This is a genomic window from Bacillus sp. FSL M7-0558 (assembly GCF_038003245.1).
Taxonomy (GTDB): domain Bacteria; phylum Bacillota; class Bacilli; order Bacillales; family Bacillaceae; genus Bacillus; species Bacillus pumilus.
On the sequence record NZ_JBBOOU010000001.1, the window covers coordinates 2,829,842 to 2,855,814 of the forward strand.

Consider the following 25,973-nt stretch of genomic DNA (forward strand, 5'->3'; position numbering starts at 1 on the left):
ATGTTATATATCGGACAGCTTCATATTATTTTCATGTTTTTCAAATAAAAAGGATGCTTTTTTGTTTATTTACACAAATTGATTCCTTGCCCAAGCACCCTGCATACGCTAATACAAAAGGGGGCGCTTTTCATATGATTATCCTTTCAGGACAGCCAGTGACAAATGAGCAGCTGGCTTCATTTCAGCTAGAGGGACAAAAGCGGATCATTTTGATGCAGTTACAAGCCTCAAATGATACGTTCCGCTACAGGCAAGCATCTGATTTGTTATTTGAGGTTACATTGAGATCGAACATTATGAATGCTGCAAGAGATTTGCATAAAAGTGGTGCCTCATTTGCCATCTTTCAAAGGTCTCGTGCAAATGACGCCTTTTGGCGCGTATCTGAAGCAGGAGCACTAGAGCTGCGCTATCAAGTCGAACCATCTAGAGGCATTAAAGACATTTTTGAAAATGGCTCACAATATGCATTTGAATGTGCCACCGCCATTGTCATCGTGTTTTATATGGGCGTCTTGCAAACGGTAGGAGACGAGAAGTTTAACCGAAGGCTTCGCAGTCTAACTCTGTATGACTGGCATTATGATACATTGTCGATTTATACAGAGCGCGGGAATGACTTTATCTATGGGGATTGCTTATATTTCGAGAATCCAGAATTTAGCTATCAGCAGTCACAGTGGCGCGGGGAAAATGTGATTTACTTAGGAGAAGATCAATATTACGGACATGGACTTGGGATTTTAACAGCGGCAGAAATTATCGACAAATTGAATAAGAGAAGGCGGCCAGGTGCTGTTCAATCTGCTTATCTATTGCCGCAGACCACCCGGATGGATGTGATTTATCTCAGGCAAATGTTCGGCAGCTAAAAAAAGCCTCTTGTCTAGTGGTTATGACAAGGGGCTTTTGTATGCCTTGCGCTTTCGATAATCTTGCAGCGTGCCAAGCATCGTGTTCGCAAGGAGCTCCATTTTTTCTAAGTCTTTTCTTGTGACCGGCGGATCGTGCCGGCTCCATTTTACATAACGAACAAAATAGTAATGACGAATGGGCGTAAGGACGGCAGGAGAGTGCGGAAATTCATCAAACCAAAATTCAATTTGTCCTTTTTTTCGGTATGAATGTTTTAAGATGTCCACCCTTTCACACCCCCCAACATGATTTTATATGTGCGTTAGTTCATGCATGATCTCCTCAACGGTTAAAATCGAGTGAATACGGCCAACGCCCTGTCCTGCCCAAAGAGCCATTTGATCAGGGTTTCCCGCCGCCGCAGCTGCTTTTCGCATCGGTGTCGTCCATACATGCTGAACCGGATAAGGAAGAACCCTATCTTCATTCTGTCTTTCTTCCTCCATCCACTGATTCACAATACCTCTTGCTCTTTTTCCAGAAAAAAGCTTCGTGATCTTTGTTTCACTGCTTGCTGCCTGTAAAATCGCCTTTTTGTATATGTCTGCCGCAGCACTTTCCTGACTGGCTAAAAATCGTGTGCCGATTTGCACCGCATCCGCTCCAAGTGCTAGAGCGGCTTCCACACCTGCTCGATCTGTAATCCCGCCTGCGGCGATCAATGGCACATGACAAAGCGGCTTGACGTCAGAGATCAGGCTAAAGAGTCCCATCAGGGCATCTCCTTTTGCAGGTAAAAAGGTACCTCGGTGACCCCCTGCTTCACTTCCTTGCAGAACAATGGCATCCATCCCTTTTTCCTCTAAAAGCAGTGCTTCCTCTTTTGTTGTGGCGGTTCCAATTAAAAAGATCCCCTTTTGTTTTAAGCGGTGTATCGTTTGTTCGTTTGGACAAGCGAAGGTAAAGGAAACGACCGGTACGTCCTCATCCAAAAGAATGTTGATTTTCTGTTCAAAATCATTCCACAATTCCTCTTCGCTCGGCAGTCTATCGGCTACTGGTCGTGCTGGCAGTCTCTTCTCCCAAAATGCCACATCCTCTTTTTTGACTTCAGGAATTGGCTCTGGTACAAATACATTGACCTGAAACAGGCGAGTTGTCAGTTGTTTGACCTGTCTGATCTGCTGCCTCAAATGGTCAGGCTGCACATATCCACTTGCCAAACTGCCAAGTCCTCCGCATTGCGAAACAGCGGCTGCCAGCTGAGGTGTCACGGCACCTCCTGCCATTGGCGCTTGAATAATCCCATATTTGATTTGCAGTAATTTCGTGATATCCCCCATTTATTTCCCCCATCTCTTACTCGTTTGATGATACCTGTATATAAAAATGGCGATGTCTCGGCCCGTCAAACTCACAGAAATAAATTCCCTGCCATGTGCCAAGGACAGGATCACCATGATTAATGAGAATATGCTGCGTAGCACCCATAAAGCTCGCTTTCATATGTGCGGCTGTATTTCCTTCCATATGGCGGTCCTTCGGATGTTCCCACGGAAAGACTTCGTCAAGCCGGCGGAGCATATCTCGTTTCACATCTGGGTCCGCATTTTCATTAATGGTCATCCCTGCTGTCGTATGAGGACAGTAGACGATGACGGTTCCGTTTTGAATACCTGTTTCCTTGATATATTGATGGACCTCGTTCGTCACGTCGATCATCTCATCGCGTCTATTTGTTTGTACATTAATTTTTTTCATATGAGCGGCTCCTTTTTGTCATTTCTATCAAACCATACCCTTATTATGTGAAGTCAATCACTGTTTATCGGTAGAAGGCATTATCTCACCTAAAGTTTACCAAGTAAAAAAACCTCGTCAAGTGTTACGAGGTTTTTAGGAAAAGTGGACCTTTTTGATGTCAATGGTCCGAATATGATGGTCTTCTGCATCTATGATGGTAAATTCACAGCCTTCTGCTTCAATCTTATCTCCAATCTCAATATCAAATTTATGTGTCATCATCCAGCCAGCAATTGTATCAACATCATCATTCTCAATGGCTAAATCCAATAAATCATTTACTTCATCAATCAAGGCTTTCCCATCCATTACATAGTGGAAGTCACCTTTTTTGACGATATGAGGTGTTTCATCCTGATCATATTCATCTCGAATTTCGCCCACGATTTCCTCTAATATGTCCTCTACTGTGACAAGTCCGGCTGTTCCTCCATATTCGTCTACGAGCACTGACATATGAATTCGTTCCTTTTGCATCAAAATGAGCAATTCTTGAACAGGCGTACTTTCAATCACTCGTATCACAGGACGCATTAAGTCTTCAATCGTCACATCTTGATTCAGGAAACTCGCCTTAAACACATCTTTGCTATTGATGACACCAATCACATGATCTTTGTCTTCTTTAATGACGGGGTAGCGTGTGTATCTTTCGTTCAACATATAATGTGTCACGTCTTCAAGCGTCTGTTCAATCTCTATGGCTGAAATTTCTGTACGAGGAATCATGATCTCTCTCGCCACTCGGTTATCAAATTCAAAAATTTTATTCACATATTTGTACTCAGACTGGTTAATCTCACCCTTTTCATAGCTTTCAGATAAAATGAGACGCAATTCTTCCTCACTGATCGCCACTTCATGTTCTTTGACAGAATGAAAACCGAATAATTTCACAATGCCTCGTGCCGCCCCATTTAATGCTTTAATAAACGGGTACATGACTCTATAGAAAAAGATGAGTGGCTTTGCTGTCACAAGGCTGACCGCCTCTGCCTTTTGAATGGCAATCGTTTTAGGCGCCAGTTCTCCCACAACGACATGTAAAAACGTAATGATCACAAATGCGATGATAAACGATAGGATGTCGGTTAATGCGGAATGAAGCCCTAATTCCTCAAACAGCGGATGCAGAAAATGCTCCACCGTCGGCTCGCCCAGCCACCCTAAGCCTAAAGCGGTAATGGTAATGCCGAGTTGACAGGCGGATAAATATTCATCGAGATTTGATATGAGCTTTTGTACGTGAATGGCTCTCTTATCACCGCTTTCAATCAGCTGATTGATTTTAGAGCCTCTAATTTTCACAATCGCAAATTCAGTGACAACAAAAAACGCTGTCGCAGCAATGAGTAATATGACTAAAAATACGTTTAAAATATACAAAAAAACCCTTACCTAACAACGGTAAGGGCTCACCTCCTCTGGCATCAATTAATCATTACGGCCATTTAGGAAGATCATTACAAAACGGAGCAATTCAAACAAGGAGACAAGGGCTGCTGCGACGTACGTAAGAGCGGCAGCATTTAACACCTTGTTCACGCCTCTTTCTTCACTGCTTCTAATGATTCCTTCTGAAACAATGATATCTTTCGCACGAGAACTTGCATTAAACTCGACAGGCAATGTCACAAGCTGAAAGAACACAGCCGCTGAGAACAAAATGATCCCAAGCCCGATTAAGTTAAGGCTGCCAAGTAAGATTCCACCAAGGAAAAGAAGCGGGGCAACGCCAGATGCAAAGTTCACGACAGGAAAAATCTTATGTCTCAAGACAAGCGCACCATAGGATTCCTGATGCTGCAAGGCATGTCCAACCTCGTGTGATGCGACTGAAATGGCCGAAATGGAATGGCCGTAGTACACAGGTTCAGATAAGCGAACCACACGCTGCGTCGGGTCGTAATGATCAGTCAAAGTTCCTCTTACCGGTTCAACAGGCACGTCGTATAACCCGTTGCGATCTAAAATATGTCGAGCGGTTTCCGCACCTGTTTTCATACTGGATGCTTCAACCTTTGAATACTTTTCAAAATTATTCTTTACTTTAAATTGTGCCCAAAATGATAATCCCAATGCGGCAAAAGTTAAAAAATAAAAAAACAGCATGCTCATCAGCTTCCTTTTTATTTTATATATTTATTTACAATTTTAATGACTTTTATGTAACGTGTACAGAAAAAAGCACTAGGTCTTTTTAAGGGGGATCACCACGCCAATGAAAAAGAAGAACACACCTAAGCATGCTGTATAAAAGGTCACCGTTCCGTATAGGTTTTGAAAAAAGTGCAGCCATGAAAAATCATTCATAAAATGATTCACCGCATTTAAGTCAAACACAAGTAAGATCATAGCTGATGATAAAAAGTGAGCGCCGATAAAAAGAAGTACGGTCTTTTGAACGAACGACATTCGCATTCCCTCCTTCTTCTCTCTTATTTTAAGATATGGGATCTACATGACGAAGATGAAAAAATGTTTCCTCAATCGGGCATACTGACATTAGCAGTCTCCTGAAAGGAAGAGTCCAATGAAATCAAACCGTATCTTTATTGCTTGGCTAAGGTGGCCTCTCTATCTTCGAATTGCCATCATCATCTGTTTCTTGCTTCTTTTTTTTGGACAATTAATCGTCTTGCTTGAACCGAAGCAGTATCATACGATCTTTGATGGGATCTGGTGGGCTCTCATTACAGTCGCGACGGTCGGCTATGGTGATTTTGTGCCGCAAACCATTCCCGGACAAATCGCAGGTATGGCGCTGATTCTGATCGGGGCAAGCTTTGTCACGGCTTATTTTGCCACACTCGCTGCCGCTGTGTTCAGCAAGCAGCACCATTATGTAGAAGGGAAGGTCGCGTTTAAAGGAAAAGGACATCTCATTATCGTCGGTTGGAATGAAAAAACGAACAAATTGCTTCAGTCATTTCAAACGATTGATCCAGCTATGCCGATTGTGCTAATTGATGATTCCTTGAAGGAAGGGCCGCTTCTAGAGAATGTTCATTTTATTAAAGGGCATGGCACCGAAGATGGCACACTTCGCAAAGCCAATATTTCAGGTGCAGATGCACTGATGATTACCGCAGATCAGCACGAGAATGAAGTGACAGCTGATATGCAGAGTGTTTTAACATTACTTGCAGCAAAAGGATTAAACCCTTCACTCTACTGTTTAATTGAAATTTTAACAGATCGTTACGTGAAAAATGCCGAGCGGGCTGGCGCCAATCAAGTCATTCATACCTCTGATGCAGTCAATCATTTAATGGTCGAGCATTTTCTTTTAAAGGAACAGTTCAAAGCGTTAAAGAAAAAACGTCATATGACCTTGCATAAACAGATCACCATCATACCGGTTCCAGCTTCGTTAGCCGGAGAAACATTCTTAACAGCGCTCCATCATTTTTTAGAGCATCATGTGATCATTGTCGGTGTACAAAAAAAAGAAGGACCCATGATGAATCCTCCCTTTGATTATGAGCTTCATCCTGAGGATGAACTGATCAGCCTTTAAAGCAGTGCGTCTTCTAATTCCTTGACGAGCGAAAAGCCAATCTCAGTATAAGCTTTTGATACATCTCCATCTTTCTCTTTTGGTTCTTGGAATTGATTAAAGGATGCTCCCACATTTCCAACCATCGCATGATCATCTAACTTATCTTGATAGACATGCTTTAAGAGAAATGGATCTCCCAGTTTCACCACAACGCCTGGCTGATCCAGCTGGCCCTTTTCGGCTGTAAAAGGAACTCTGAGAAAGGTATAGCCATCACGATTATCAATTTTATAATCAAAGTATCCGTGATCGTAATCCCAGTTACCATTAATAACATAGCCGAGCGGCTTCATCGTCTCTTCTAAATGGTAAAGTGAAAAGCTTTCACCAGTCAGCCTGGATGGTACATGAATCATACGAAACCCTCCTTTTTGTCTAATAGGTTTCGTTAAAGAGAGGAATTCATACATCTATCTCTCGTGATTTGTACATTGTTTGAAAAAGTGGCATCAAATAAGCTTTGATTGGATGATTGATTCGTCTCGTTCGCACTGCCGGACCCTGATGTTTCCTTCGTAGCACTCATAGGACAAATGCGTCCGACATTGCCAAAGTTGACGATTGCCTGGCCAGAAATATCGTGAATGTAAATATGATTCGTTCTCATGTTTCACCCTCCTCTACTCATTATTCTATGTACAGAGCGAAAGGAGGCTTGCACAGGAACCGTGCGAAAATAAAAAAGGCACACCCTTCAAAGGTGTGCTCAGCGTGTAGACAAACCCTTGCATTCGTTGTCAGATCTGCGCGCTTGGTGCTCACGAATGTTAAATTCGCTCCGCGCCAGTGCTCGCCCTTCCTAGACTTCAAAGGTTTTCTATCACGCTGAAAGGTGTGCTTTTCATTCTTACGATTGTTTCAGGCGGCTTTCAAGCTCGGCTTTTTTCTCTTCGAAGCCTGGTTTTCCTAATAAAGCAAACATATTCACTTTATAAGCTTCTACGCCAGGCTGGTCAAATGGATTAACGCCTAGTAGATATCCAGACATCGCGCATGCTTTCTCAAAGAAGTAAACGAGATATCCGAATGTATAAGCATCCATCTCAGGAATTGTGACGATCAAATTCGGTACTTTTCCATCTGTATGAGCAAGCATCGTTCCTTCAAATGCTTTTTTATTAACGAAATCAACCGTTTTTCCTGCTAGATAGTTCAAGCCATCAAGGTCTTGTTCTTCTGCTTCGATGACAAGCTCATGACGAGGCTTGTCTACATTAACGATTGTTTCAAACAAGTCTCTTCTTCCTTCTTGAACATATTGACCAAGTGAATGAAGATCTGTTGAGAAGTTCGCAGATGAAGGGTAGATTCCTTTTTCATCTTTCCCTTCACTTTCACCGAATAATTGTTTCCACCATTCTGCAAAGTATTGCAATCCTGGCTCATAGTTAATCAGCATTTCAATCGTTCTGCCTTTATTGTAAAGGACATTACGGACGACAGCATATTGGTATGCCGCATTCTCAGAAAGCTCAGATGAAGCGAAGTCTTCGCTTGCTTTTGCCGCACCTTCCATCATCTGATCAATGTCTGCACCGCTCACAGCGATTGGCAATAGACCCACTGCTGTTAAGACTGAATAACGTCCACCTACATCATCAGGGATGATAAATGATTCGTAGCCTTCTTCTGTTGCTAATGTTTTCAATGCACCGCGTGCCTTGTCCGTTGTTGCATAAATACGTTTTTTCGCTTCTTCGGCACCGTATTTTTCAATGAGGAGCTTTTTAAAGATGCGGAACGCAATCGCTGGCTCTGTTGTTGTACCAGATTTTGAAATGACGTTAATAGAGAAATCTGCGTCTTCCAATAGATCCATCACATCTGTTAAATAAGAAGAACTGATGTTGTTTCCAATAAAGATGATTTGCGGCGTCTTGCGTTTGCCTTTTGGTAGCGTGTTATAGAAAGAGTGGTTCAAAAATTCAATCGCCGCACGTGCGCCGAGATACGAACCGCCGATTCCGACAACAAGCAAGACATCAGAGTCTGACTTAATTTTATCTGCACTTTTTTTAATGCGGGCAAATTCTTCGCGATCATATTGCTTCGGCAAGTCAACCCAGCCTAAATAATCACTGCCTGTACCCGTTTGTTCATGAATATTATGATGGGCCACCTTCACAAAATCTTTTAAATATGTAAGCTCATGCTCTTGAAAGAAAGGTAACGCTTTTGAGTAGTCAAATTGAATATGTGTCATCGCTTGTAAGCCCTCCATTACGTTAGTTCTATCCCTTTCACTTTAGCGGAACTAGCTATTGAAATCAAGTGATCGTCACTCCCATAGCAAAAAGCCGTTTCTCATAGAGAGAAACGGCACGAAGGATTATAAAGAAGCTTTCAAAATAGAAAGAATGTCATCACGATCAAGTTTCATAAAGTTACCAAAACCACCGTATTCCATTTCTTTCGCCGCAATGTCGGCAATTTTGTCCAGCTGATCTTCACCAATGTCATAATCTGCTAGACGGCTTGGTGCACCGAGGCTTGTCCAGAAGGCTGACAGCTTGTCGATTCCTTCTAATGCGATATCACGATCAGATTTTCCCTCTGTCTCGATGTCAAACATGTTTAGCATGAGATTTTTAAAGCGATCCACATTGTGATCGAGTGTATGACGCATCCAATTTGGGAAGAGGATCGCAAGTCCGCCTGCATGCGGAATGTCATAGACAGCCGATACTGCATGCTCAATCGTATGGGACGCCCAGTCGCCAAAGTAACCCATTTGCAGCGTTCCATTTAAAGCGATCGTTCCTGCGTAAAGGATCGTTTCACGGTGCTCATAGTTTTGTAAGTCTTCAAGCAGTTTTGGTGCTGTCTCAATGACTGTTTGAAGAACAGCAAAACACATTCGATCCTGTAGCGGCGTGTTTTTCACATTATGGAAGTATTGCTCGAAGACGTGGCTCATCATATCGACCATGCCGTACACCGTCTGGTTTTCTGGCACTGAATAAGTATGCTCAGGGTCTAAAATTGAAAAAGCAGGATGAGTGACTGAACTGCCCCACACATATTTTTCATTTGTTTCCCAGTTTGTGATGACAGAGTCTGGATTCATTTCTGAACCAGTTGCCGCAAGTGTGAGCACTGTGCCAAACGGCAATGCTTTTTGAGCGGTTGTTTTCTTTGAGATAATGTCCCACACATCTCCGTCATATTCCGCTCCGGCTGCAATCGCTTTTGTACAGTCGATCACACTGCCGCCGCCAACAGCTAATAGGAAATCAATTTTTTCATTTTGGCAGATGTCGATTCCTTTTTTCACTGTGGTGAGGCGCGGGTTTGGTTCAACACCTGACAGCTCAAATACGTCAGCTTCTGCTTCATTTAACGCGCTGATCACATTATCATAAAGACCATTTTTCTTAATGCTGCCTCCACCATATACAAGTAACACTCGTTTTCCATAACGAGCGAGTTCGCTTTTTAGTCCGTCTAGTTGTTCTTTTCCAAACATTAATTTCGTTGGATTATAATAAATAAAATTTTCCATCTGTTGATACATCTCCTTACAGCGTATATATCCAAAAACATGAAAGACTACTTTAACATATGTACACGTCGAACTCAAAAAAAGATAACTGCTCGAAAGCAATTATCTTTTCATTGTTTGATTATAAAGAAGCATTCAAAATAGCTAGAACATCTTCTTTGTTTAGCTTTTTAAATTGACCAAATTCACCGCGTGCCATTGCACGATCTGCGATTAAATCAATTTTCTCATCGTTGATATCATAGTCCGCTAAACGGTTCGGTGCGCCAAGACTTGTCCAGAAAGCTGACAATTTGTCGATTCCTTCTAAGCCTACTTCTTCGTCTGTTTTGCCCGCAGGGTCCACATCGAATACGCGTACCGCTAATTGTTTAAAGCGGCCTGGGTTTTCCTGAATGACATGCTTCATCCAGTTCGGGAACAAGATCGCAAGTCCGCCTGCATGAGGGATATCATAGATAGCAGATACCGCATGCTCGATGTTGTGAGATGCCCAGTCACCGCGTGCTCCCATTGACAGCATACCATTGAGCGCAATGGTACCAGTGAATAAGATCGTTTCACGCAGCTCATAGTTCTCAAGATCGTTGATCAGCTTCGGAGCTGTTTCAATGACCGTACGAAGAAGCCCTTCACACATACGGTCTTGGTAAGGTGTATTTTCCGTGTGATGGAAATATTGTTCGAACACGTGAGACATCATATCAACCATGCCATAAATCGTATGGTTTTTTGGCACAGTGAACGTGTTCACTGGATCAAGAATAGAGAATTTAGGGAAAACTGCTGGACTTCCCCAGCCATATTTCTCATTTGTTTCCCAGTTTGTGATCACTGATCCAGAGTTCATTTCAGAGCCTGTTGCAGCAAGGGTTAACACCGTACCGAACGGAATTGCTTCCATTGGGACATGCTTACGCGTCACGATATCCCAAGCATCTCCATTGTACTTCGCTCCGGCTGCGATCGCTTTCGTTGCATCAATAACACTGCCGCCGCCAACTGCCAAAATAAAGTCAACGTTGTTCTCTTTGCAAAGCTCAACCCCTTTTCTTACCGTTGTTAAGCGCGGGTTTGGCTCAACACCAGCAAGTTCAGTGATTGCAGCTCCTGATTCTTTTAGGATGCTGACAACTTGGTCATAAAGGCCGTTTCGTTTAATACTGCCTCCACCATATACAAGTAATACGTTTTTTCCGTAGTGTTTGAGTTCATCTGAAAGGGCTGAAACTTCTCCCTTTCCAAATATTAATTTCGTTGGGTTCCAATAAGTAAATCGATCCATTTGATCTCCTCCTCGCGCTACATTATGCGCCTCAATCATTCCAAAAGTAAAGTAATTTGCTTTAATCCATTTTCTTACGCATAGTTTGGCTAAAAATCTGCAAAATATAAATGTATTGATGCTGTAGCGAAAGGAGGAATCACGATGAGTGCTATTCAGCGTATTGCCCTCGTGCTCACGATTATCGGTGCTATTAACTGGGGACTAATCGGCTTTTTTCAATTTGACTTAGTAGCAGCGATATTTGGCGGACAAGGCTCTGCATTATCACGTATTATTTATGGTCTTGTTGGAATTGCAGGTCTTGTTAACCTTGGTCTATTGTTCAAGCCAAGCGAAGAAGCTGTTCGCCGTGACGAGCCGAATCCAGAGGTTCGCTAAACAAAAAGACATAAAAAAGGCCGCCTATACGAGGCAGCCAAAGGCACCGTTTGAAGCGGTGCTTTTTTTATTTCTTGATCAAATCTTTACGGTTAGATTGCTCAATCCACTCTTCAAGTTTATCTTTAAGTGTATTGAAACCTTGTGGTGTAGCAGCTTCTTCTTTCACTTGCTGTGGTCTTTGTTTCTTTGGTTTGCTTTCTTTTCTTTCAGGTGCTTCTTGTGTAGCACGGATAGAAAGGCTGATTTTACCAGCTTTTTCATCAACAGAAAGAACTTTCACTTGAACTTCGTCACCAATTGAAAGATGCTCGTTGATGTCTTTTACGAAACCATGTGTTACTTCAGAAATATGCACAAGTCCTTGAGTTTCTTCATCTAATGCAACAAACGCACCATACGCTTGTAATCCTGTTACTTTACCAGTGTAAACACTGCCTACTTCAAACTTTGTCGCCATGATAACAACTCCTAAATAAATGTTTTAATATTCGTTTATACGCAATTAAAAACTATATCACAGAACGGTCTTTTACGCAAAATATTTTTTAATTGGGTTTAGATCAGTTCAAAAGGGGGAATACCTGAAAACAAGAATGCTTTCTAGTATTCCCCCCTAATTTGAGAGGCATGAGTCCTAATGGATTGATGCCTTTTTTTATTTGATGATGGCAGGTGCTTCTTCTTTCACTTGTCGTTCCTGCAAAAAGCGCTGGATTCTTGAAAGTGATTCCTGAAGATGGTCAAGAGACGAAGCATATGAACAACGAATATGACCTTCACCACTCGGTCCGAAGACATTACCAGGGACTACGGCTACTTTTTCACTTAGGAGCAGCTCCTCAGCAAATTGTTCTGACGTCATGCCCGTCGTTTTAATGGACGGGAAAGCGTAAAATGCGCCGTTTGGCTGGTGACATGTGAGCCCCAGTTCATTCAAAGAGCCGACAAACAAATTTCGCCGCCTTCTGTAGCTTTTCTTCATTTTCTCTACATCTTCAAGCCCATTTTTCAAGGCTTCTTCTGCTGCATATTGTGCCATTGAGGGCGCGCACATCATAGAATATTGGTGTATTTTCAGCATGGCATCGCGCAGTACAGGTGGTGCTGCCACATATCCTAAGCGCCAGCCAGTCATAGCAAACCCTTTTGAAAAGCCTGAAATGAGGATCGTTCTTTCCTTCATATCTTGAATTGCCGCAACGCTTGTAAAAGCTTCATCGTACGTCAGCTCTGCGTAAATCTCATCTGTGATAATGAGAAGGTCATGCTCTTTTGCAAATTGAGCAATATCTTCAAGCTCTTCCTTTGAATAGACAGAACCAGTTGGATTTGACGGTGAGCAAAGCAGGATCGCTTTTGTCTTAGGCGTCAGCTTCGTGCGAAGATCCGTAGAGTCTGCTTTGAAATCTTTTTCAGCCGATGTACTTAAATAAACAGGTACTCCGCCCGCAAGTGTCGTAAGGGCCCCATATGCTACGAAACAAGGCTCTGGAATGATCACTTCATCCCCGCTGTTTAAAATCGCACGAAACGCCAAATCAAGTGCCTGGCTTCCGCCAACTGTGATAATCAGTTCTTCTTCAGGACTGTAGTCAATGTGAAACCGCTTATATAAATAGTTGCTCAATTCTTTTCGCAAAGATAATAACCCTGCATTCGCCGTATAAGAGGTAAGCCCTTGTTCTAATGACATAATACTTGCTTCTCTGACATTCCAAGCTGTCACGAAATCTGGCTCGCCGACACCAAGGGAAATGACCCCTTCCATTGTGGCTGCCAAATCAAAGAATTTCCGAATACCTGACGGCTGAATGCTTTGTACCGTTTCAGATAAATAAGACTTTTTCATTTAAGGTGACACCACGATTCTTTTGTCATCGTCTCCTGTTTCAAACACTTTCCCATCATGTTTATATCTCTTCAAAATAAAGTGGGTAGTTGTTGAAACAACGGAATCAAGTGTAGATAATTTTTCAGACACGAAGCGGGCAATATCAGACATAGATCTTCCGCGGATCACAACAGATAGATCGTAAACACCTGACATGAGATAGACAGACTCCACTTCCTGAAAGCGATAAATACGTTCAGCAATTTCATCAAATCCGACGCCTCTTTTTGGTGTCACTTTGACATCAATCATGGCTGTGACGCCTTCATGACCATCTACTTTACGCCAGTCAATCATGGTTGAGTAATCAATAATGACTTTTTGATCTTCAAGTTTTTGAATAATCGCTTCTGCTTCTTCTGTTGTCACGCCTGCCATTTTTGCAATTGTATTTAAATCGGCACGGCTGTTTTCATCTAAAATCTCTAATATTTCAGTTTCTTTTTCTGTTAGTTTCATTTGATTTCACACCTCAGATTGTAAAAAGCTAGTTTTAAAAAATCTTCTGAACATTATAGCACGTTTTTCCCATTATGCTAAGCAGGGAAAAGATGCTAACCATAGCTTAAAATCCACTTTTTAGGGTACAATACAGTCACCTAACAGAGAGTATCAAGTATCGGAGTGATGAGTATGGACATTGTTCAGCCAGCTTATATGAAAAGTAAATTCGGTTTAGACATCTATTACGAGCACTATCCAAATCAGGGGAAGAAAACATTGATCTTAATTCATGGTCTTTTCTCTTCTACCTTCAGCTATCGAAAGCTCATCCCGCTTCTGAAACAAGACTTCAATTTAATCGCGATCGATCTGCCGCCATTTGGACAGTCCGAGAAGTCGAATACGTTTATTTACAGCTATCGCAACATGGCAAAGATCATTATCGAGCTAGCTGGTTACTTACAGATTCAGCATGCGATCCTTGTGGGTCATTCGATGGGCGGCCAAATTGCTTTATATGCCACATCTGAACGGCCAGACCTATTTGAAAAGGCGGTCCTTTTGTGCAGCTCAGGATATTTAAATAAATCAAAGAGATCAGTTGTTTACAGCACATATATTCCTTATTTTTATCTCTATCTTAAAAGAAAGCTCTTGAAGCAAGGCATCATGAAAAATTTAACGGCTGTTGTGCATGATCATTCCATCATTGATCAAGAGATGGTGGATGGATATTTAAAGCCTTTTTCTGATGATCAAATTTTCCGAGGGATTTTCCGCTTGATTCGGCACCGGGAAGGGGATTTGACCTCGGATGTCCTAAAGAAAATGGAGACACCCGTGCTGCTCATTTGGGGTGAGGAAGATCGAATCGTCCCCATCCAAATAGGAGAGAGGCTACACAAGGATCTGCCAAACTCGACCTTGCACGCATTAAAAAAAACCGGGCACCTCGTTCCTGAGGAAAATCCGGTCTTTGTGTCTGATCAAATCGGACATTTCAGCCTGTCTTAGCGTGTGCAGGAGCTGCTGTCTCGTATGACGAAAAGCTGATTCGCTATATGTTGACAGCTCTCAAAAGGCAGGAGCTGCTCAAATGAGTGATGATAAATGGCTTGAATGTCTTTTGCTAAAGATAAAGAGTCTTCTGCGTCGTATAATGCACTGATGACGTCAGCAGGCTCCGTTTCATAAAAGTCCTCCCCATATTGAAAAGGGTCCCATGCCTTAATGAGTTGAATCATCTCTTCTACAGCTTGACTATCTTTCATCGGTATCACCGCTTATAATAAATTTTGTGATGTTTATTTTAGCACAACCAACAATGGTTGAAAAACGGCTAGAGGTGGGTTTCATGAATTTCGACGAACAGATCATACGTAAAGGTTCAAAATCAGTGAAATGGGATCAAGCAGAGTCTTTATTCCTTACTACAGATGCGCTGCCAATGTGGGTAGCCGATATGGATTTTAAAGCGCCGCAGGTCGTCCTTGATGCATTAAAAAAGCGATTGGATCACGGTGTATTTGGCTATGCCTTTCAAGATCAGGATACGCAGCAGGCAGTAGCTGAATGGCTCAAAAGAAGGCATGGATGGTCGATCCAGACAGAAGCTGTCACCTTCACACCTGGAATTGTCACGGCGCTTAGTTTTGCAGTCCAAGCCTATACAAAACCAAGTGACGAAGTCGTCATACAGTCCCCTGTGTATACACCTTTTTATCAAATGATTGAACAAAATGGACGAACAGTCTCAACCAATCCTTTAAAAATAGAAAACAACCGCTATGTCATGGATTTTGATGATTTAGAGAAAAAATTAAGCAGACCTGAAGCGAAGCTCATGTTCCTCTGTCATCCGCATAATCCGTCCGGAAGAGCGTGGTCAAAAGAAGAGTTAAAGCGAGTAGGAGACCTCTGTATCAAGCACGGTGTCACAGTCGTTTCAGATGAGATTCATTCTGATTTGATGCTATACGGAAAGCCGCATGTACCATTTGCTAGTCTTTCTGACGACATAGCACATATCACAGTGACGTGCATTGCACCAAGTAAAACATTTAATTTAGCTGGCCTCCAAGCATCTGCCATTATCATTTCCGATGAAGAAAAAAGAACCCTTTTCAACAATGAAATGCAAAGAAACGGACTGGCCAAACTGAATGCTTTTGCGATCCCTGCGATGGAAGCAGCCTACCGCCATGGCGACGAGTGGCTTGATGCACTTGTTCTTTATCTCGAAAGCAATATGAAAATGGCAATGGACTATATTGACGAACATCTTCCAAACATGCGTTATATGAAACCAGATGCTTCTTATTTATTGTGGCTAGACATTCGGGATTATCAATTCAGTCAAGCGGAATTGAAACGCAATTTGCTAAAAAAGGGCAAAGTGATCCTAGAGATTGGTCACGTGTACGGACTCGAAGGAGACGGCTTTATTCGGATGAATCTCGGCTGTCCTACTTCAACAGTCAAAGAAGGATTGAAACGCCTTCATCAAGCGTTTACGCAATCATCTGATTAAGACCTATATGATCAAAAGAACATCCTCACGGGTGTTCTTTTTAAAGAAAAAAACCCTCCTTTTATCATATCTACTTTGTACATGAAATGATATAATGAGAGGAATTACTATTATTTACGAGGAGAGCATTTAAATGGAAATGTTCAAGGATTTTCTGCTCCATGTATCTTTTATTCTATTTCCAATCTTTTTATATCACGCGCTATGGCTAAGCCGGACCCCTGCTCATTTCCCAAAAACGAATAAACTGCTCATCACAGTATTCGCATCCATCTCTTCAGCACTATGTATTATGTATCCAGTTGGTTCGATTTTAGACTTGCAGACTGGCCTTCAATCCATCCCTCTTGTACTTGCCATTTTATATGGAGGCTACACAGCTGGGATCGTCGCCATCTTGATAAGTTCCATGGTCAAATTCGTGATGTATGGCTCTTTTTTATGGGTTGGACTCATTGTCGTACCGATTTACTTTTTCATCCCATTTCTGTTCTACCGGAAATGGCGTCAATATTCGAAGCTGAAAAAGCTGATGTATGGAGTGCTTATCGGTTTATCCAAAGGATTCTTTATTTACATTGGACTATTTGCGGTCAGCTTAATGGAATACAGCCCGGCCTTTATTATGCAGCAGAAGTTACTTGAGTTATTTTTCTCAACTCTTTACTACATATTCTTTCTCGTGCTAAGTATCTATTCCATTGAATTCGTCAAAGAAAATGCGCAAATGAGAACACAGCTTGTCCAATCAGAAAAGCTGACCATTGTAAGTGAACTCGCTGCAAGCGTTGCCCATGAAGTACGCAATCCGCTGACAGTGGTGAGAGGCTTTATCCAATTGCTCTTTTCTAGTGACAATACAAAAGAGACATCAACCAATAAAGATTATAAAAATCTCGTTTTGTCCGAGTTAGACAGGGCGCAGGATATTATTACGAGTTATCTTGACATTGCGAAACAAAATTATTATCAAATTGAATCTCTCAACCTATCTAAATTACTCGAGGAATGTGCATCACTGATGACATCCTATGCGAATTTCAAATCGGTCACGATTCATCAATCCATTGAACCTGACTTATACATTCAAGGTGATGAAACGAAGATCAAGCAAGTCATGATTAATTTAATCAAAAATGCGATTGAAGCAGCCCCAGAACACGAAGGGAAAATTGAGCTTTATGCTTCAAAAGAAAATCATAAAATATGCCTTTTTTTCGTGGATAACGGTGTAGGAATGACAGAAAGCCAAATGAAAAAGCTTGGCGAACCCTATTACACATTGAAAAATAAAGGGACTGGACTTGGGCTGACCGTGACATTTTCTATCATTGAAAATCACCATGGAACCATTCGTTTCAAAAGCTCGCTGCAGTCTGGTACAACCGTTACCGTGAAATTTCCTGAAGATACAAGAAGAAAATGATCAATCCATTTTTTTTGTCTTTTTTTCATCTATCCGCTCCTGCTTCTTAGACGCACGAACGATCAGACGAAAGCAAATAAATGCAGCCATAAAGAAAATCACAGTGGTGATTGCCGCTGGGATGTACTCCCTTTTATCTTCAGGAAAATACAGTAGAAAGAGTGCGATGAACGACAACATTCGCCATTCCCCCTTTTGCTCGTTTACTTCACTATATTGGCTAAAAGAAATGAAATACCTTCCTACGAGAAGGAAATGGAGGAATTTCACATGACAGACATTCAAATTGGACAAGTTGTGAAAGGATTTTATAAAACAGGTGTTTACATTGGGGAAGTGACAGCAGTGAAACCATCGGCCTATCTCGTTCAAGTAAAAGCCGTTCTGACACATCCCACTCAAGGCGACCTGCATCACCCAAAAGAAGCAGACGTGCCTTTTTTCCAAGAAAGACGGGCTTTGGCCTATCGTGAACAGACGAATATCCCTCATCATATGGTGAAGCCTTATGATGGCGTTATACCAGATTATCAAGTATCACTAAAAGAAGCTGTAGAAAAATTAAAACAAGCGCTCCATGCGGATGAATCCAAATGGGCGGAAAAATCAAGAGCATGCCTATCTTCTCTCGAAAAAGATTATTTTCCAGAAGACGCCCGCTAATCAGCCGAATCAAAAAAATGTGAGAAATCGATCAGCTCACCAATTTTGGTTGTTTGCGGATTTTCCACATAGGCTCTGTCTTTTTCAAAAAGGGTTAACAGCTGATAAGTCGTCATGGCATCATCTAGTGCTTTATGATGCTTACCAGCTCCTTCACTGCCGTATTCCTTTGCCGCCTTGCGAAGCCCTGTCAGTGTGCGATCACCAAAAAAGGTTTTATATTCAAAGGCAAGGTCCCTCAGCTTCCCCTTAAAAGGAAAGGCAATGTGATTGAGCATACAGTTTTGCTTCAGCACTTTCATGTCCATATTGCCCCATGTAATAATCTCACAATCCTCTCCCCCATCTAGCGACACAAGCTTCTCGATAAATGCCTCAAAGGAAATTCCGCTCTCTACATCCTGCTGCGTAATACCGAGGAACGATTTACAGCGCTTCGTCAGCTTCGGGAACTTTTTCGGTTTGACGTAGCTAGAGAACGTGTCTATGATCGTTTCACTTGCCGCTTTCACTACCCCAGCTTCAATAATTTCAGGAAAAAAATTTTGCGGATGATACTTTCCATCAGGCATCGTAAATTCAAAATCGACCACAAGCACCGTCTTCTGTTCCACCAGTCTCACCTCACTTTTTCATCAGTTTTTCATTCTGATACCATTATATTAAGACGGACCTTGAAATCACTTCATTTTCTTGAAAATAATGCAGATTCACTATGCCCAACCTATTCATCAGATGAAAGATCGTTTAGTTTCCTTTATAATTATTAAGGAACACGAAATAAATAAAGAAGGTGGTCTCTATCACAAACAGGAAGAAAAACTTGTACATCATGTGGTTTGTGAACTTTTTTGTATCTGCCAGCATTACAATGATCGTCCCTTTTTTATCACTTTACATAGAATCTCTTGATAGCAGTTATTCAAATGAATTTGTCCAAAGATGGAGCGGCTATGTCTTTGGCGTCACGTTTTTAACGGCCTTTCTGATTTCTCCGATTTGGGGACGGATTGGAGATCGGCATGGCTATAAAAAGATTTTGCTCATTAACGGGATTGGGATCGCAACAAGTATTCTATTAATGGGGCTTGTGCAAACCGTTTATCAGCTATTCGCCCTGCGGCTCTTCATGGGGCTTGTCACAGGTTTTATCTCGACTTCAATGGCACTCATCTCTGCACAGACGGAAAAGGCAACTGCAGGTAAAACCCTTGGAACGATGCAGATGAGTAATGTCGCCGGAGGATTGTTTGGTCCATTAATGGGCGGATTCATGGCAGACAGCGTCGGATTTATTTATACGTTTTTCCTCACAGCGGCTGTCATTTATGTGTCAGCAATTGTGATTATTTTCGGAGTGAAAGAACATCCCATCCGTTCAAAAGAAGCGAGGCGCGTTTCTTACTCACGGAAGGATGTGCTCGTTCATATTTTCAAACAGCCTTTGCTTGTCGTCACGATGCTTTTAACGTTTATTACACAAGTAGGGAACTTTAGCATTCAGCCACTTTTGGCTTTATACATTCATGATTTACACGGTCCTGTTAATCTCGCATTTTATGCAGGTCTTGCGTTCTCTGCAACTGGACTTGGCAACCTGCTCTTTACACGAAAATGGGGAGATCTCGGAGATCGAATTGGTCACGACAAGGTGCTGCTTGCCCTTCTCATCCTCTCCTCTATTTTATTCATCCCGCAAGCAATGGCGGATTCCTATGCGATGTTAGTACTTTTCCGTTTTCTATACGGGATGGCACTTGGCGGGATTATTCCATGTACGACGGCGTATATTCGGATCAAAGCACCTGCCTCTATGCAAGGGGAAGTGCTTGGATACAATGTCAGCTTCCGTTTTCTTGGGAATGTTGTCGGTCCGGTAATTGGCGGCATTGTGGCGAGTCATTACGGGATTCCAGCTGTCTTTTATGTCACCGCCGGCATTTTTCTATTTGGCGCATTATTTTTATGGGCAGTCCGCTCACAGTCGAAGGCAAAAGAAGGGAGTGTCTGATCCAGCATCAGATACTCTTTTTTCTTGTGTAGAAGCCTTATTCACTAGACTTCAAGCCCATTCTTTTCTAAAAATAACCTTCTCGTATTCGCAAAAGAATGGTACGATATGGCTAGAAAATTGAAGAAAGTGAGTGACCTCATGTTTCGTGCAATGATTGGTTGGTTATTACTTGCTGCCCTCATTCCATTATTTGTTCTGACTTTTTATCTATCAAAGGAAGAAGCTGCAAGTGTGAAGCCTGTGAACGAAGTGCTTGATCAAAAAATCAAGCTGGAAAAGATAGATTTTTCCCAAAACAGTTATATGTATGACCGGGATGGCTCTCTCATCTCAGAGATCGTTTCAAACGATGAAAACCGAGTGTTCGTCACGTATGATAAAATTCCTGATCATGTGAAGGAGCTGTTCCTCCGCTCAGAGGACCGTAACTTTTATGACCATAAAGGCATTGACTTTATGGGAGTTGTTCGTGCCCTTGCCTCAAATGTGAAAAACCATGGCATCAGCCAAGGCGCAAGTACGATCACACAGCAATTATCTCGTAATTTATATTTAAGCCATGAACGTTCGTTCACCCGAAAGTTTACAGAGCTGCTCTATTCCTATGAATTAGAGCGGAAATTCTCAAAAGATGAAATACTCGAAAGCTATTTAAATACGATTTATTTCAGTAATGGTGTTTACGGTGTCGGTTCTGCGGCTAATTACTATTTTGATAAGCCACTTAGTTCTTTAACGCTTGCACAGATGGCATTTATCTCTGCGATTCCAAACAACCCAACACTGTATGACCCATTGAAGCAATTCAAACACACAAAGAAACGCCAAGAACGACTGCTTGGCATTTTAAAGAAAGACGGCGTCATCACCAAAAAGCAATACAAAAAAGCCGTCAAACAAAAAATCAGCCTGTCCTTGAGTGAAAAGAAAAACCTTTACCCTGACTATGTGACATATGCCAATGAGGAATTTACCGATCTTGTGTCAGATCAGGAAGGCTTTACAAAACGCTTGAAGAAGGCCAAAACAGATGGAGCAAAAAAAGCCATTCAAAAAGAATTATCTGAAAAGGTCAGTGCCCTGCTTCAGGATGGGGTCAAAATTTATACGGCACTTGATCCTTCCTTACAGCAACGAGCCGTCTATCAGCTCAATGCGCAGCTACCTTACCAAGGTGTAGAAGGCGGATCAGCGGTCATTAATCATGAAACGCATCAAATTGTCGCACTTGCTGGCGGGAAGAACTATAAAAAGTTTGATTTCAACTACGCCTATCAAGCGCAAAGACAGCCTGGTTCTGCGATTAAGCCGCTTTTAGACTATGGTCCTTACATCGACCAAACCGGTGCAACAGCTTCAAGCAAAATTAGTGCCGGCAAGTTTTGTAGCAGCGGATACTGTCCGCAGAACTATAATCATAAAACGTATGGAACCGTCACACTTGAAACAGCCTTTAAGAACTCTTACAATACACCTGCAATCCGAATGCTAGATACAGTCGGTGTCAAAAAGGGCTTTAGCTATTTAGAGAAATTCTCATTCGAGCATATCGTAGCGGATGATTACCGCCTTCCTTCTGCACTTGGCGGATTTACGAAGGGCTTCTCGCCGCTAGAAATAACAGATGCGTATACCGTCTTTGGCAACCAAGGTGCTTACACGCAAAATCATTCGATCACAAAGGTGACAGACTTAAACGGCAAGACACTTTACAAGTGGAAAGAGTCACCGAAGCAAGTGTATTCTCAGCGGACAAATGACACCATGCGTAAACTGCTTGCCTCCGTTGTAAAAAGCGGAACAGGGAAAAAAGCGAATTTCAGTTCCCCTTACATTGGTGGTAAAACAGGAACATCCAATGACTACAAAGACATTTGGTTTGTTGGACTGACAGATCAATATACAATGGGTGTATGGGTTGGAAGAGATAGAGGAACGGTTGAATCTATTTACAGCTCAAGTCCGCACTTACGTATTTGGAAAAATACGATGCAATACGCCAGATAAACAGGAGGTTTGATTGCAATGCATTCAACACATCCATCCCATTTAATTTTATTTGATGGTGTCTGCAACGTGTGCAGCGGCGCTGTTCAGTTTGTGATTAAGCGTGATCCAAATGAGCGAATGATGTTTGCTTCATTACAATCAGAGACGGGGCAGCGCATTTTAAAAGAAAACGGTTTGCCTTTAGATGAGTTTAATTCATTCATTTATATTGAAAAAGGCACCCTTTATACGAAGTCGACAGGCATCTTAAAAGCCACGCGGCATTTAAAAGGAATCTACAGATGGAGTTATTTATTCCTTGCCATTCCGCGCCCTATCCGTGATTGGTTTTATGAGCGGATAGCGAAAAATCGCTACAAATGGTTCGGTCAAAAAACATCTTGTATGATGCCTACACCTGATATTCAAAAACGATTTCTATCATAAAAAAAGCATCCTCCACTATCGGAGGATGCTTTCTTTGTCTGTTTATGAAGGCAGACTTGCCATAACACTGTTATAAAGCTTAATAAATAAGTACAAAATGCCGATTAAAAACGTGGCCCAAAACAGCAAAATAAACATCATAAATCCAATTAAATTCAGCATGGAAAGCGATTGATAAATGCGGACCACAACCCAGATAAAATAGACAAGACCTGCTAAAACAAATAGTCCGACAAGCAAAATCAGCTGCTGCGTCAGCAGAAATGCAAGCAAGCTGGCAAATAAATAAACAACGGATGCAATCCGAATTTTCTTTAAGTTCTCTCCTTCAGGATCTTTCGCGAAAAAGAGTAGCGCCAGCTCTAACACCGTATCTGCAATCAGTTTCAAGGCAGATAAAATCATAAAATAAACAAGTGCAAAAGCAGCAAAAAGAGCAAGCCGAATGCCCTGTTCCGAGAAGAATTCCAGCATTCCTTTTAAAATACCTGCTTGAGTCAAGAAATCAGTCATAATCCCTACTGTGAAAATCGAAAAAGCAGAGCTGAATAGTAAAATCGAAATCAGCGGAAAATATCCAGTCAAATATGTATTTTTCATAAATAGATCCTTTCTCATAAGCTCACATTTATTATGGCTCACTTAAAACGGATTGACAAGATGCTTTCAAAGTAAACTGGTAGCAAAATCAAATTTGTGATTTTGCACGTACATTCCTTCACAAACTTACATTTTCCCGTTAAAGTATTACTATTACGAAAAAATCGTGCGTTAGGGGTATACTCGTGAAAAAAACATTAAGATTGCAAACACGACTGACGATTTTTGTTTGTATCGTTGTCCTGATCTCCCTTTGTATCACTTTCTTTACGATCTGGTCAGAAACAGCTAAAAACATTCATCAGCAGGAACGTGACATCGCCCTCTCCACTGCCAAAATGGTCGCAGAGGCTCCGATCACAGCGAAATCATTAGAAGAAAATCGATCGTATTCAGCACTCCGTCAATATACAACAAGTGTTCAGCGTATCACCAAAACCGAATTCGTTGTCGTGATGGATATGAACGGCATTCGCAAAACCCATCCAAATCCGCAGAAGATCGGGAAGCGGTTTGCTGGCGGTGATGAAAAACTAGCATTACAGGGTAAAGAGCATATTAGTACGGCTTCTGGAACACTTGGCAGATCCATGCGTGCTTTTGTTCCGGTTTATGATCAAAATGGGAAGCAGCTCGGGGCTGTGGCAGTAGGGATTACGTTAAAGGAAATTGACTTGATTATTCATCAAAGCTTACTTCCACTCTACTTCGTCATATCGCTCAGTCTTCTTTCTGGTATCATTGGAGCACTCATTGTGGCAAGAAAAGTGAAGAAAATTATGTTTGGACTAGAGCCAGATGAGATTGCTACATTATTAAAAGAACGAAGCGCCATGCTAGAATCAACAAAAGAAGGGATTCTTGCCGTCGATCAGCACGGTAAAATCAAGCTCGCCAATGCTGAAGCGAAACGGCTCTTTCATATTATGGGCATTATGGTTGATCCTAGAGAACAAGGTGTTCAGGTGCTCCTCCCTTCAAGCGGTCTAAAGCAAGTCATTGAAACACGCAAGCCGCTGCTTGACCGCGACGTGAGAATGAACGGACTGGAGCTCGTATTTAACGAAGTCCCGATTACGGTAAAGGGCGAGATCGTTGGAGCAATCGCCACCTTCCGTGACAAAACAGAAGTCAAACACTTGGCTGAGCAGCTGAGCGGAGTCAAAATGTATGCAAATGCCCTCCGTGCCCAGTCACATGAATTTATGAACAAGCTTCATGTCATTTTAGGATTGGTTCAGCTCAAAAACTACGATGACCTTGGCACTTATATCAAAGATATTGCGATCTATCAGCAGACGGAAACAAATGAAATCATCAACCATGTGAAAAACTCTGTTTTAGCAGGATTTTTACTAGGAAAACAAAGCTATATCAGGGAACAAGGCGCGACCTTAGAAGTCATATGCAGCACACAAGTCCCAAATTCAGAGGACCCGGCAGTGACGCATGATCTCATTACCGTCATTGGCAACCTGTTAAATAACGCACTCGATGCTGTTTCTCATACTGAGACGAAAAACATCTCGATCTCATTCCGATACGTTCAGGAGCAGCTTCATATTGAAATTACAGACACAGGTGTTGGTCTCACAAAAAAAGAACAAGACATCATGTTTGATCAAGGCTTTTCAACTAAAGGAGAAGACAGAGGATTCGGTCTCTACTTCGTTGATCAAAGCATCAAAAAATTGAACGGTCATCTGATTGTCACGAGTGAAAAAGGAGAAGGAGCGACCTTTAGTCTCCGTATTCCGTATAAACAAAAGGAGGATTCACATGATTAATGTGTTAATAGTAGAAGACGACCCAATGGTTGGGGAGCTGAACAAACGCTACCTGACCCAAATCGACGGCTTTGAATTAAAAGGGATTGCCACCTCTTTTCAGCAGGCACTGGACATCTTAAAAACAGAAGCCATTCACCTTGTACTGCTCGATATTTATATGCCTGGACAAAATGGCCTGGCATTATTATCAGAAATTCGCAAACAAAATCATTCGGTTGATGTCATTGTCATTTCAGCTGCCAATGAAGTCGACGTGATCCAGCAAACGATGCGAAACGGGGCTGTTGATTATTTGATCAAGCCGTTTGAATTTGAACGTTTCCAATCAGCGCTCTCAGAATATAAACGAAAACACGCCTTGTACCAAACGATGAACAGCATCTCGCAAAATGATTTAGATGCGAAGCTCTTTCATAAAAAAGCAGAGACGGAAAAAGTCCTTCTGCCAAAAGGCCTGACCAAAAGCACACTCAAACTCATCTGGACAAGTATTCAATCATTCGGTCATCAGGCTTTCACGACCGAAGACCTAGCGAATCATACAGAAATCTCTCAAGTCTCTATTAGAAAATACTTGAAATTCCTTGAGGACATCGAAGTAGTTGATGTTGAAATGGCATACGGGACAATTGGACGCCCTGTTTTCCAATATAAACTCAGTACAACAAATATGAATTTAATTCAGCAATATCTATAATTTGACACATCTGACCTTATACAGAGGCCAGATGTTTTTTTATGGAACACGATGTGACAAACCCCTTGATATCAGTGGTTCCACTGTA

At 41.9% G+C, this 25,973-nt stretch carries 30 protein-coding genes; 12 read left to right on the top strand and 18 right to left on the bottom strand.

What is annotated here, in order from left to right; genetic code table 11:
* Positions 1–134 precede the first annotated feature (134 nt).
* Positions 135–875, top strand: a complete 741-nt coding sequence (locus MHB79_RS14430; RefSeq protein WP_044140789.1) for a protein-glutamine gamma-glutamyltransferase — start codon at positions 135–137, stop codon at positions 873–875.
* A 21-nt stretch (positions 876–896) separates the two neighbouring features.
* Here MHB79_RS14430 and MHB79_RS14435 read toward each other — a convergent pair whose 3' ends face one another.
* From MHB79_RS14435 to MHB79_RS14460, 6 genes are all read right to left on the bottom strand, one after another.
* A complete protein-coding gene (locus tag MHB79_RS14435) occupies positions 897–1,145 on the bottom strand; it encodes a hypothetical protein (protein ID WP_050944026.1) in 249 nt (82 codons plus the stop codon).
* Positions 1,146–1,169: 24 nt separating this feature from the next.
* Positions 1,170–2,201, bottom strand: a complete 1,032-nt coding sequence (locus MHB79_RS14440) for a nitronate monooxygenase (RefSeq protein ID WP_310025116.1) — start codon at positions 2,199–2,201, stop codon at positions 1,170–1,172.
* 16 nt (positions 2,202–2,217) lie between these two features.
* Positions 2,218–2,619, bottom strand: coding sequence for a secondary thiamine-phosphate synthase enzyme YjbQ (locus tag MHB79_RS14445; RefSeq protein ID WP_212045479.1), 402 nt, complete (start codon positions 2,617–2,619; stop codon positions 2,218–2,220).
* Between the two features lie 135 nt (positions 2,620–2,754).
* Positions 2,755–4,047 (bottom strand): hemolysin family protein, encoded by a 1,293-nt coding sequence (locus MHB79_RS14450; protein ID WP_340990050.1) that lies wholly within the window; start codon positions 4,045–4,047, stop codon positions 2,755–2,757.
* Between the two features lie 48 nt (positions 4,048–4,095).
* Positions 4,096–4,770, bottom strand: coding sequence for a zinc metallopeptidase (locus MHB79_RS14455; RefSeq protein WP_041816317.1), 675 nt, complete (start codon positions 4,768–4,770; stop codon positions 4,096–4,098).
* Between the two features lie 81 nt (positions 4,771–4,851).
* On the bottom strand, positions 4,852–5,076 hold the full coding sequence (locus tag MHB79_RS14460) for a hypothetical protein (protein ID WP_003213467.1): 225 nt from the start codon (positions 5,074–5,076) through the stop codon (positions 4,852–4,854).
* Between the two features lie 118 nt (positions 5,077–5,194).
* Between MHB79_RS14460 and MHB79_RS14465 the strand changes: the two genes are divergently transcribed.
* Positions 5,195–6,181, top strand: a complete 987-nt coding sequence (locus MHB79_RS14465) for a potassium channel family protein (RefSeq protein WP_050944029.1) — start codon at positions 5,195–5,197, stop codon at positions 6,179–6,181.
* Here the strand turns inward: MHB79_RS14465 and MHB79_RS14470 are convergent.
* The 5 genes from MHB79_RS14470 to MHB79_RS14490 form a co-directional block, all read right to left on the bottom strand.
* Positions 6,178–6,579, bottom strand: coding sequence for a YugN-like family protein (locus MHB79_RS14470; RefSeq protein WP_003212880.1), 402 nt, complete (start codon positions 6,577–6,579; stop codon positions 6,178–6,180). The genes MHB79_RS14465 and MHB79_RS14470 overlap by 4 nt on opposite strands.
* Positions 6,580–6,611: 32 nt before the next feature.
* Entirely contained in the window at positions 6,612–6,830 is a 219-nt protein-coding gene (locus MHB79_RS14475) for a spore germination protein (protein WP_003213169.1), read from the bottom strand.
* A 240-nt stretch (positions 6,831–7,070) separates the two neighbouring features.
* Complete coding sequence (locus MHB79_RS14480) at positions 7,071–8,426, bottom strand: glucose-6-phosphate isomerase (protein WP_012011080.1); 1,356 nt, start codon at positions 8,424–8,426, stop codon at positions 7,071–7,073.
* 126 nt (positions 8,427–8,552) lie between these two features.
* Positions 8,553–9,725: an iron-containing alcohol dehydrogenase gene (locus MHB79_RS14485; RefSeq protein ID WP_335355741.1), complete on the bottom strand. Its 1,173-nt coding sequence runs from the start codon at positions 9,723–9,725 to the stop codon at positions 8,553–8,555.
* 121 nt (positions 9,726–9,846) lie between these two features.
* On the bottom strand, positions 9,847–11,010 hold the full coding sequence (locus MHB79_RS14490) for an iron-containing alcohol dehydrogenase (RefSeq protein ID WP_335355742.1): 1,164 nt from the start codon (positions 11,008–11,010) through the stop codon (positions 9,847–9,849).
* A 144-nt stretch (positions 11,011–11,154) separates the two neighbouring features.
* On the opposite strand from MHB79_RS14490, the gene MHB79_RS14495 reads away from it, so the two are divergent.
* On the top strand, positions 11,155–11,391 hold the full coding sequence (locus MHB79_RS14495; RefSeq protein ID WP_003212952.1) for a DUF378 domain-containing protein: 237 nt from the start codon (positions 11,155–11,157) through the stop codon (positions 11,389–11,391).
* Between the two features lie 67 nt (positions 11,392–11,458).
* Here MHB79_RS14495 and yugI read toward each other — a convergent pair whose 3' ends face one another.
* The 3 genes from yugI to MHB79_RS14510 form a co-directional block, all read right to left on the bottom strand.
* Entirely contained in the window at positions 11,459–11,851 is a 393-nt protein-coding gene (gene yugI, locus MHB79_RS14500) for a S1 domain-containing post-transcriptional regulator GSP13 (RefSeq protein WP_003213420.1), read from the bottom strand.
* 198 nt (positions 11,852–12,049) lie between these two features.
* Complete coding sequence (locus MHB79_RS14505) at positions 12,050–13,243, bottom strand: aminotransferase (RefSeq protein WP_003213272.1); 1,194 nt, start codon at positions 13,241–13,243, stop codon at positions 12,050–12,052.
* Positions 13,244–13,744, bottom strand: coding sequence for an Lrp/AsnC family transcriptional regulator (locus tag MHB79_RS14510; RefSeq protein ID WP_003213765.1), 501 nt, complete (start codon positions 13,742–13,744; stop codon positions 13,244–13,246).
* A 174-nt stretch (positions 13,745–13,918) separates the two neighbouring features.
* Here MHB79_RS14510 and MHB79_RS14515 point away from each other — a divergent pair, with 174 nt between their 5' ends.
* Positions 13,919–14,743 (top strand): alpha/beta fold hydrolase, encoded by an 825-nt coding sequence (locus MHB79_RS14515; RefSeq protein ID WP_137054471.1) that lies wholly within the window; start codon positions 13,919–13,921, stop codon positions 14,741–14,743.
* Here MHB79_RS14515 and MHB79_RS14520 read toward each other — a convergent pair.
* Positions 14,740–15,000: a YugE family protein gene (locus MHB79_RS14520; protein WP_003213422.1), complete on the bottom strand. Its 261-nt coding sequence runs from the start codon at positions 14,998–15,000 to the stop codon at positions 14,740–14,742. The two genes, MHB79_RS14515 and MHB79_RS14520, sit on opposite strands and share 4 nt — an antisense overlap.
* Positions 15,001–15,083: 83 nt before the next feature.
* Here MHB79_RS14520 and MHB79_RS14525 point away from each other — a divergent pair, with 83 nt between their 5' ends.
* Both MHB79_RS14525 and MHB79_RS14530 read left to right on the top strand, forming a co-directional pair.
* Positions 15,084–16,259 carry a MalY/PatB family protein gene (locus tag MHB79_RS14525; RefSeq protein WP_340990053.1) on the top strand — a complete coding sequence of 392 codons (1,176 nt, stop codon included), beginning with the start codon at positions 15,084–15,086 and terminating at the stop codon, positions 16,257–16,259.
* Between the two features lie 133 nt (positions 16,260–16,392).
* Entirely contained in the window at positions 16,393–17,685 is a 1,293-nt protein-coding gene (locus MHB79_RS14530; protein WP_095117872.1) for an ATP-binding protein, read from the top strand.
* On the opposite strand, the gene MHB79_RS14535 is transcribed toward MHB79_RS14530, so the two are convergent.
* Positions 17,686–17,865, bottom strand: a complete 180-nt coding sequence (locus tag MHB79_RS14535; RefSeq protein ID WP_003213469.1) for a hypothetical protein — start codon at positions 17,863–17,865, stop codon at positions 17,686–17,688.
* A gap of 90 nt (positions 17,866–17,955) precedes the next feature.
* Here MHB79_RS14535 and MHB79_RS14540 point away from each other — a divergent pair, with 90 nt between their 5' ends.
* Complete coding sequence (locus MHB79_RS14540; RefSeq protein ID WP_003213196.1) at positions 17,956–18,348, top strand: kinase-associated lipoprotein B; 393 nt, start codon at positions 17,956–17,958, stop codon at positions 18,346–18,348.
* Here the strand turns inward: MHB79_RS14540 and kapD are convergent.
* Complete coding sequence (kapD, locus tag MHB79_RS14545; RefSeq protein ID WP_003213730.1) at positions 18,345–18,962, bottom strand: 3'-5' exonuclease KapD; 618 nt, start codon at positions 18,960–18,962, stop codon at positions 18,345–18,347. The two genes, MHB79_RS14540 and kapD, sit on opposite strands and share 4 nt — an antisense overlap.
* Positions 18,963–19,180: 218 nt before the next feature.
* On the opposite strand from kapD, the gene MHB79_RS14550 reads away from it, so the two are divergent.
* The 3 genes from MHB79_RS14550 (at position 19,181) to MHB79_RS14560 (ending at position 22,798) form a co-directional block, all read left to right on the top strand.
* Positions 19,181–20,359 carry an MFS transporter gene (locus MHB79_RS14550; protein ID WP_309216248.1) on the top strand — a complete coding sequence of 393 codons (1,179 nt, stop codon included), beginning with the start codon at positions 19,181–19,183 and terminating at the stop codon, positions 20,357–20,359.
* Positions 20,360–20,467: 108 nt separating this feature from the next.
* A complete protein-coding gene (locus MHB79_RS14555) occupies positions 20,468–22,369 on the top strand; it encodes a transglycosylase domain-containing protein (RefSeq protein WP_050944036.1) in 1,902 nt (633 codons plus the stop codon).
* Positions 22,370–22,387: 18 nt separating this feature from the next.
* Positions 22,388–22,798, top strand: a complete 411-nt coding sequence (locus MHB79_RS14560; protein WP_003213597.1) for a thiol-disulfide oxidoreductase DCC family protein — start codon at positions 22,388–22,390, stop codon at positions 22,796–22,798.
* Between the two features lie 42 nt (positions 22,799–22,840).
* Here MHB79_RS14560 and MHB79_RS14565 read toward each other — a convergent pair whose 3' ends face one another.
* Positions 22,841–23,398 (bottom strand): YufK family protein, encoded by a 558-nt coding sequence (locus MHB79_RS14565; RefSeq protein WP_003212871.1) that lies wholly within the window; start codon positions 23,396–23,398, stop codon positions 22,841–22,843.
* Positions 23,399–23,583: 185 nt separating this feature from the next.
* On the opposite strand from MHB79_RS14565, the gene malK reads away from it, so the two are divergent.
* Together malK and MHB79_RS14575 are read left to right on the top strand one after the other, a co-directional pair.
* Positions 23,584–25,185 carry a malate sensor histidine kinase MalK gene (malK, locus tag MHB79_RS14570; protein ID WP_340990055.1) on the top strand — a complete coding sequence of 534 codons (1,602 nt, stop codon included), beginning with the start codon at positions 23,584–23,586 and terminating at the stop codon, positions 25,183–25,185.
* Positions 25,178–25,885, top strand: coding sequence for a response regulator (locus tag MHB79_RS14575; protein ID WP_003213073.1), 708 nt, complete (start codon positions 25,178–25,180; stop codon positions 25,883–25,885). The genes malK and MHB79_RS14575 overlap by 8 nt, the downstream gene beginning before the upstream one ends.
* The last annotated feature ends 88 nt before the right edge of the window (positions 25,886–25,973 follow it).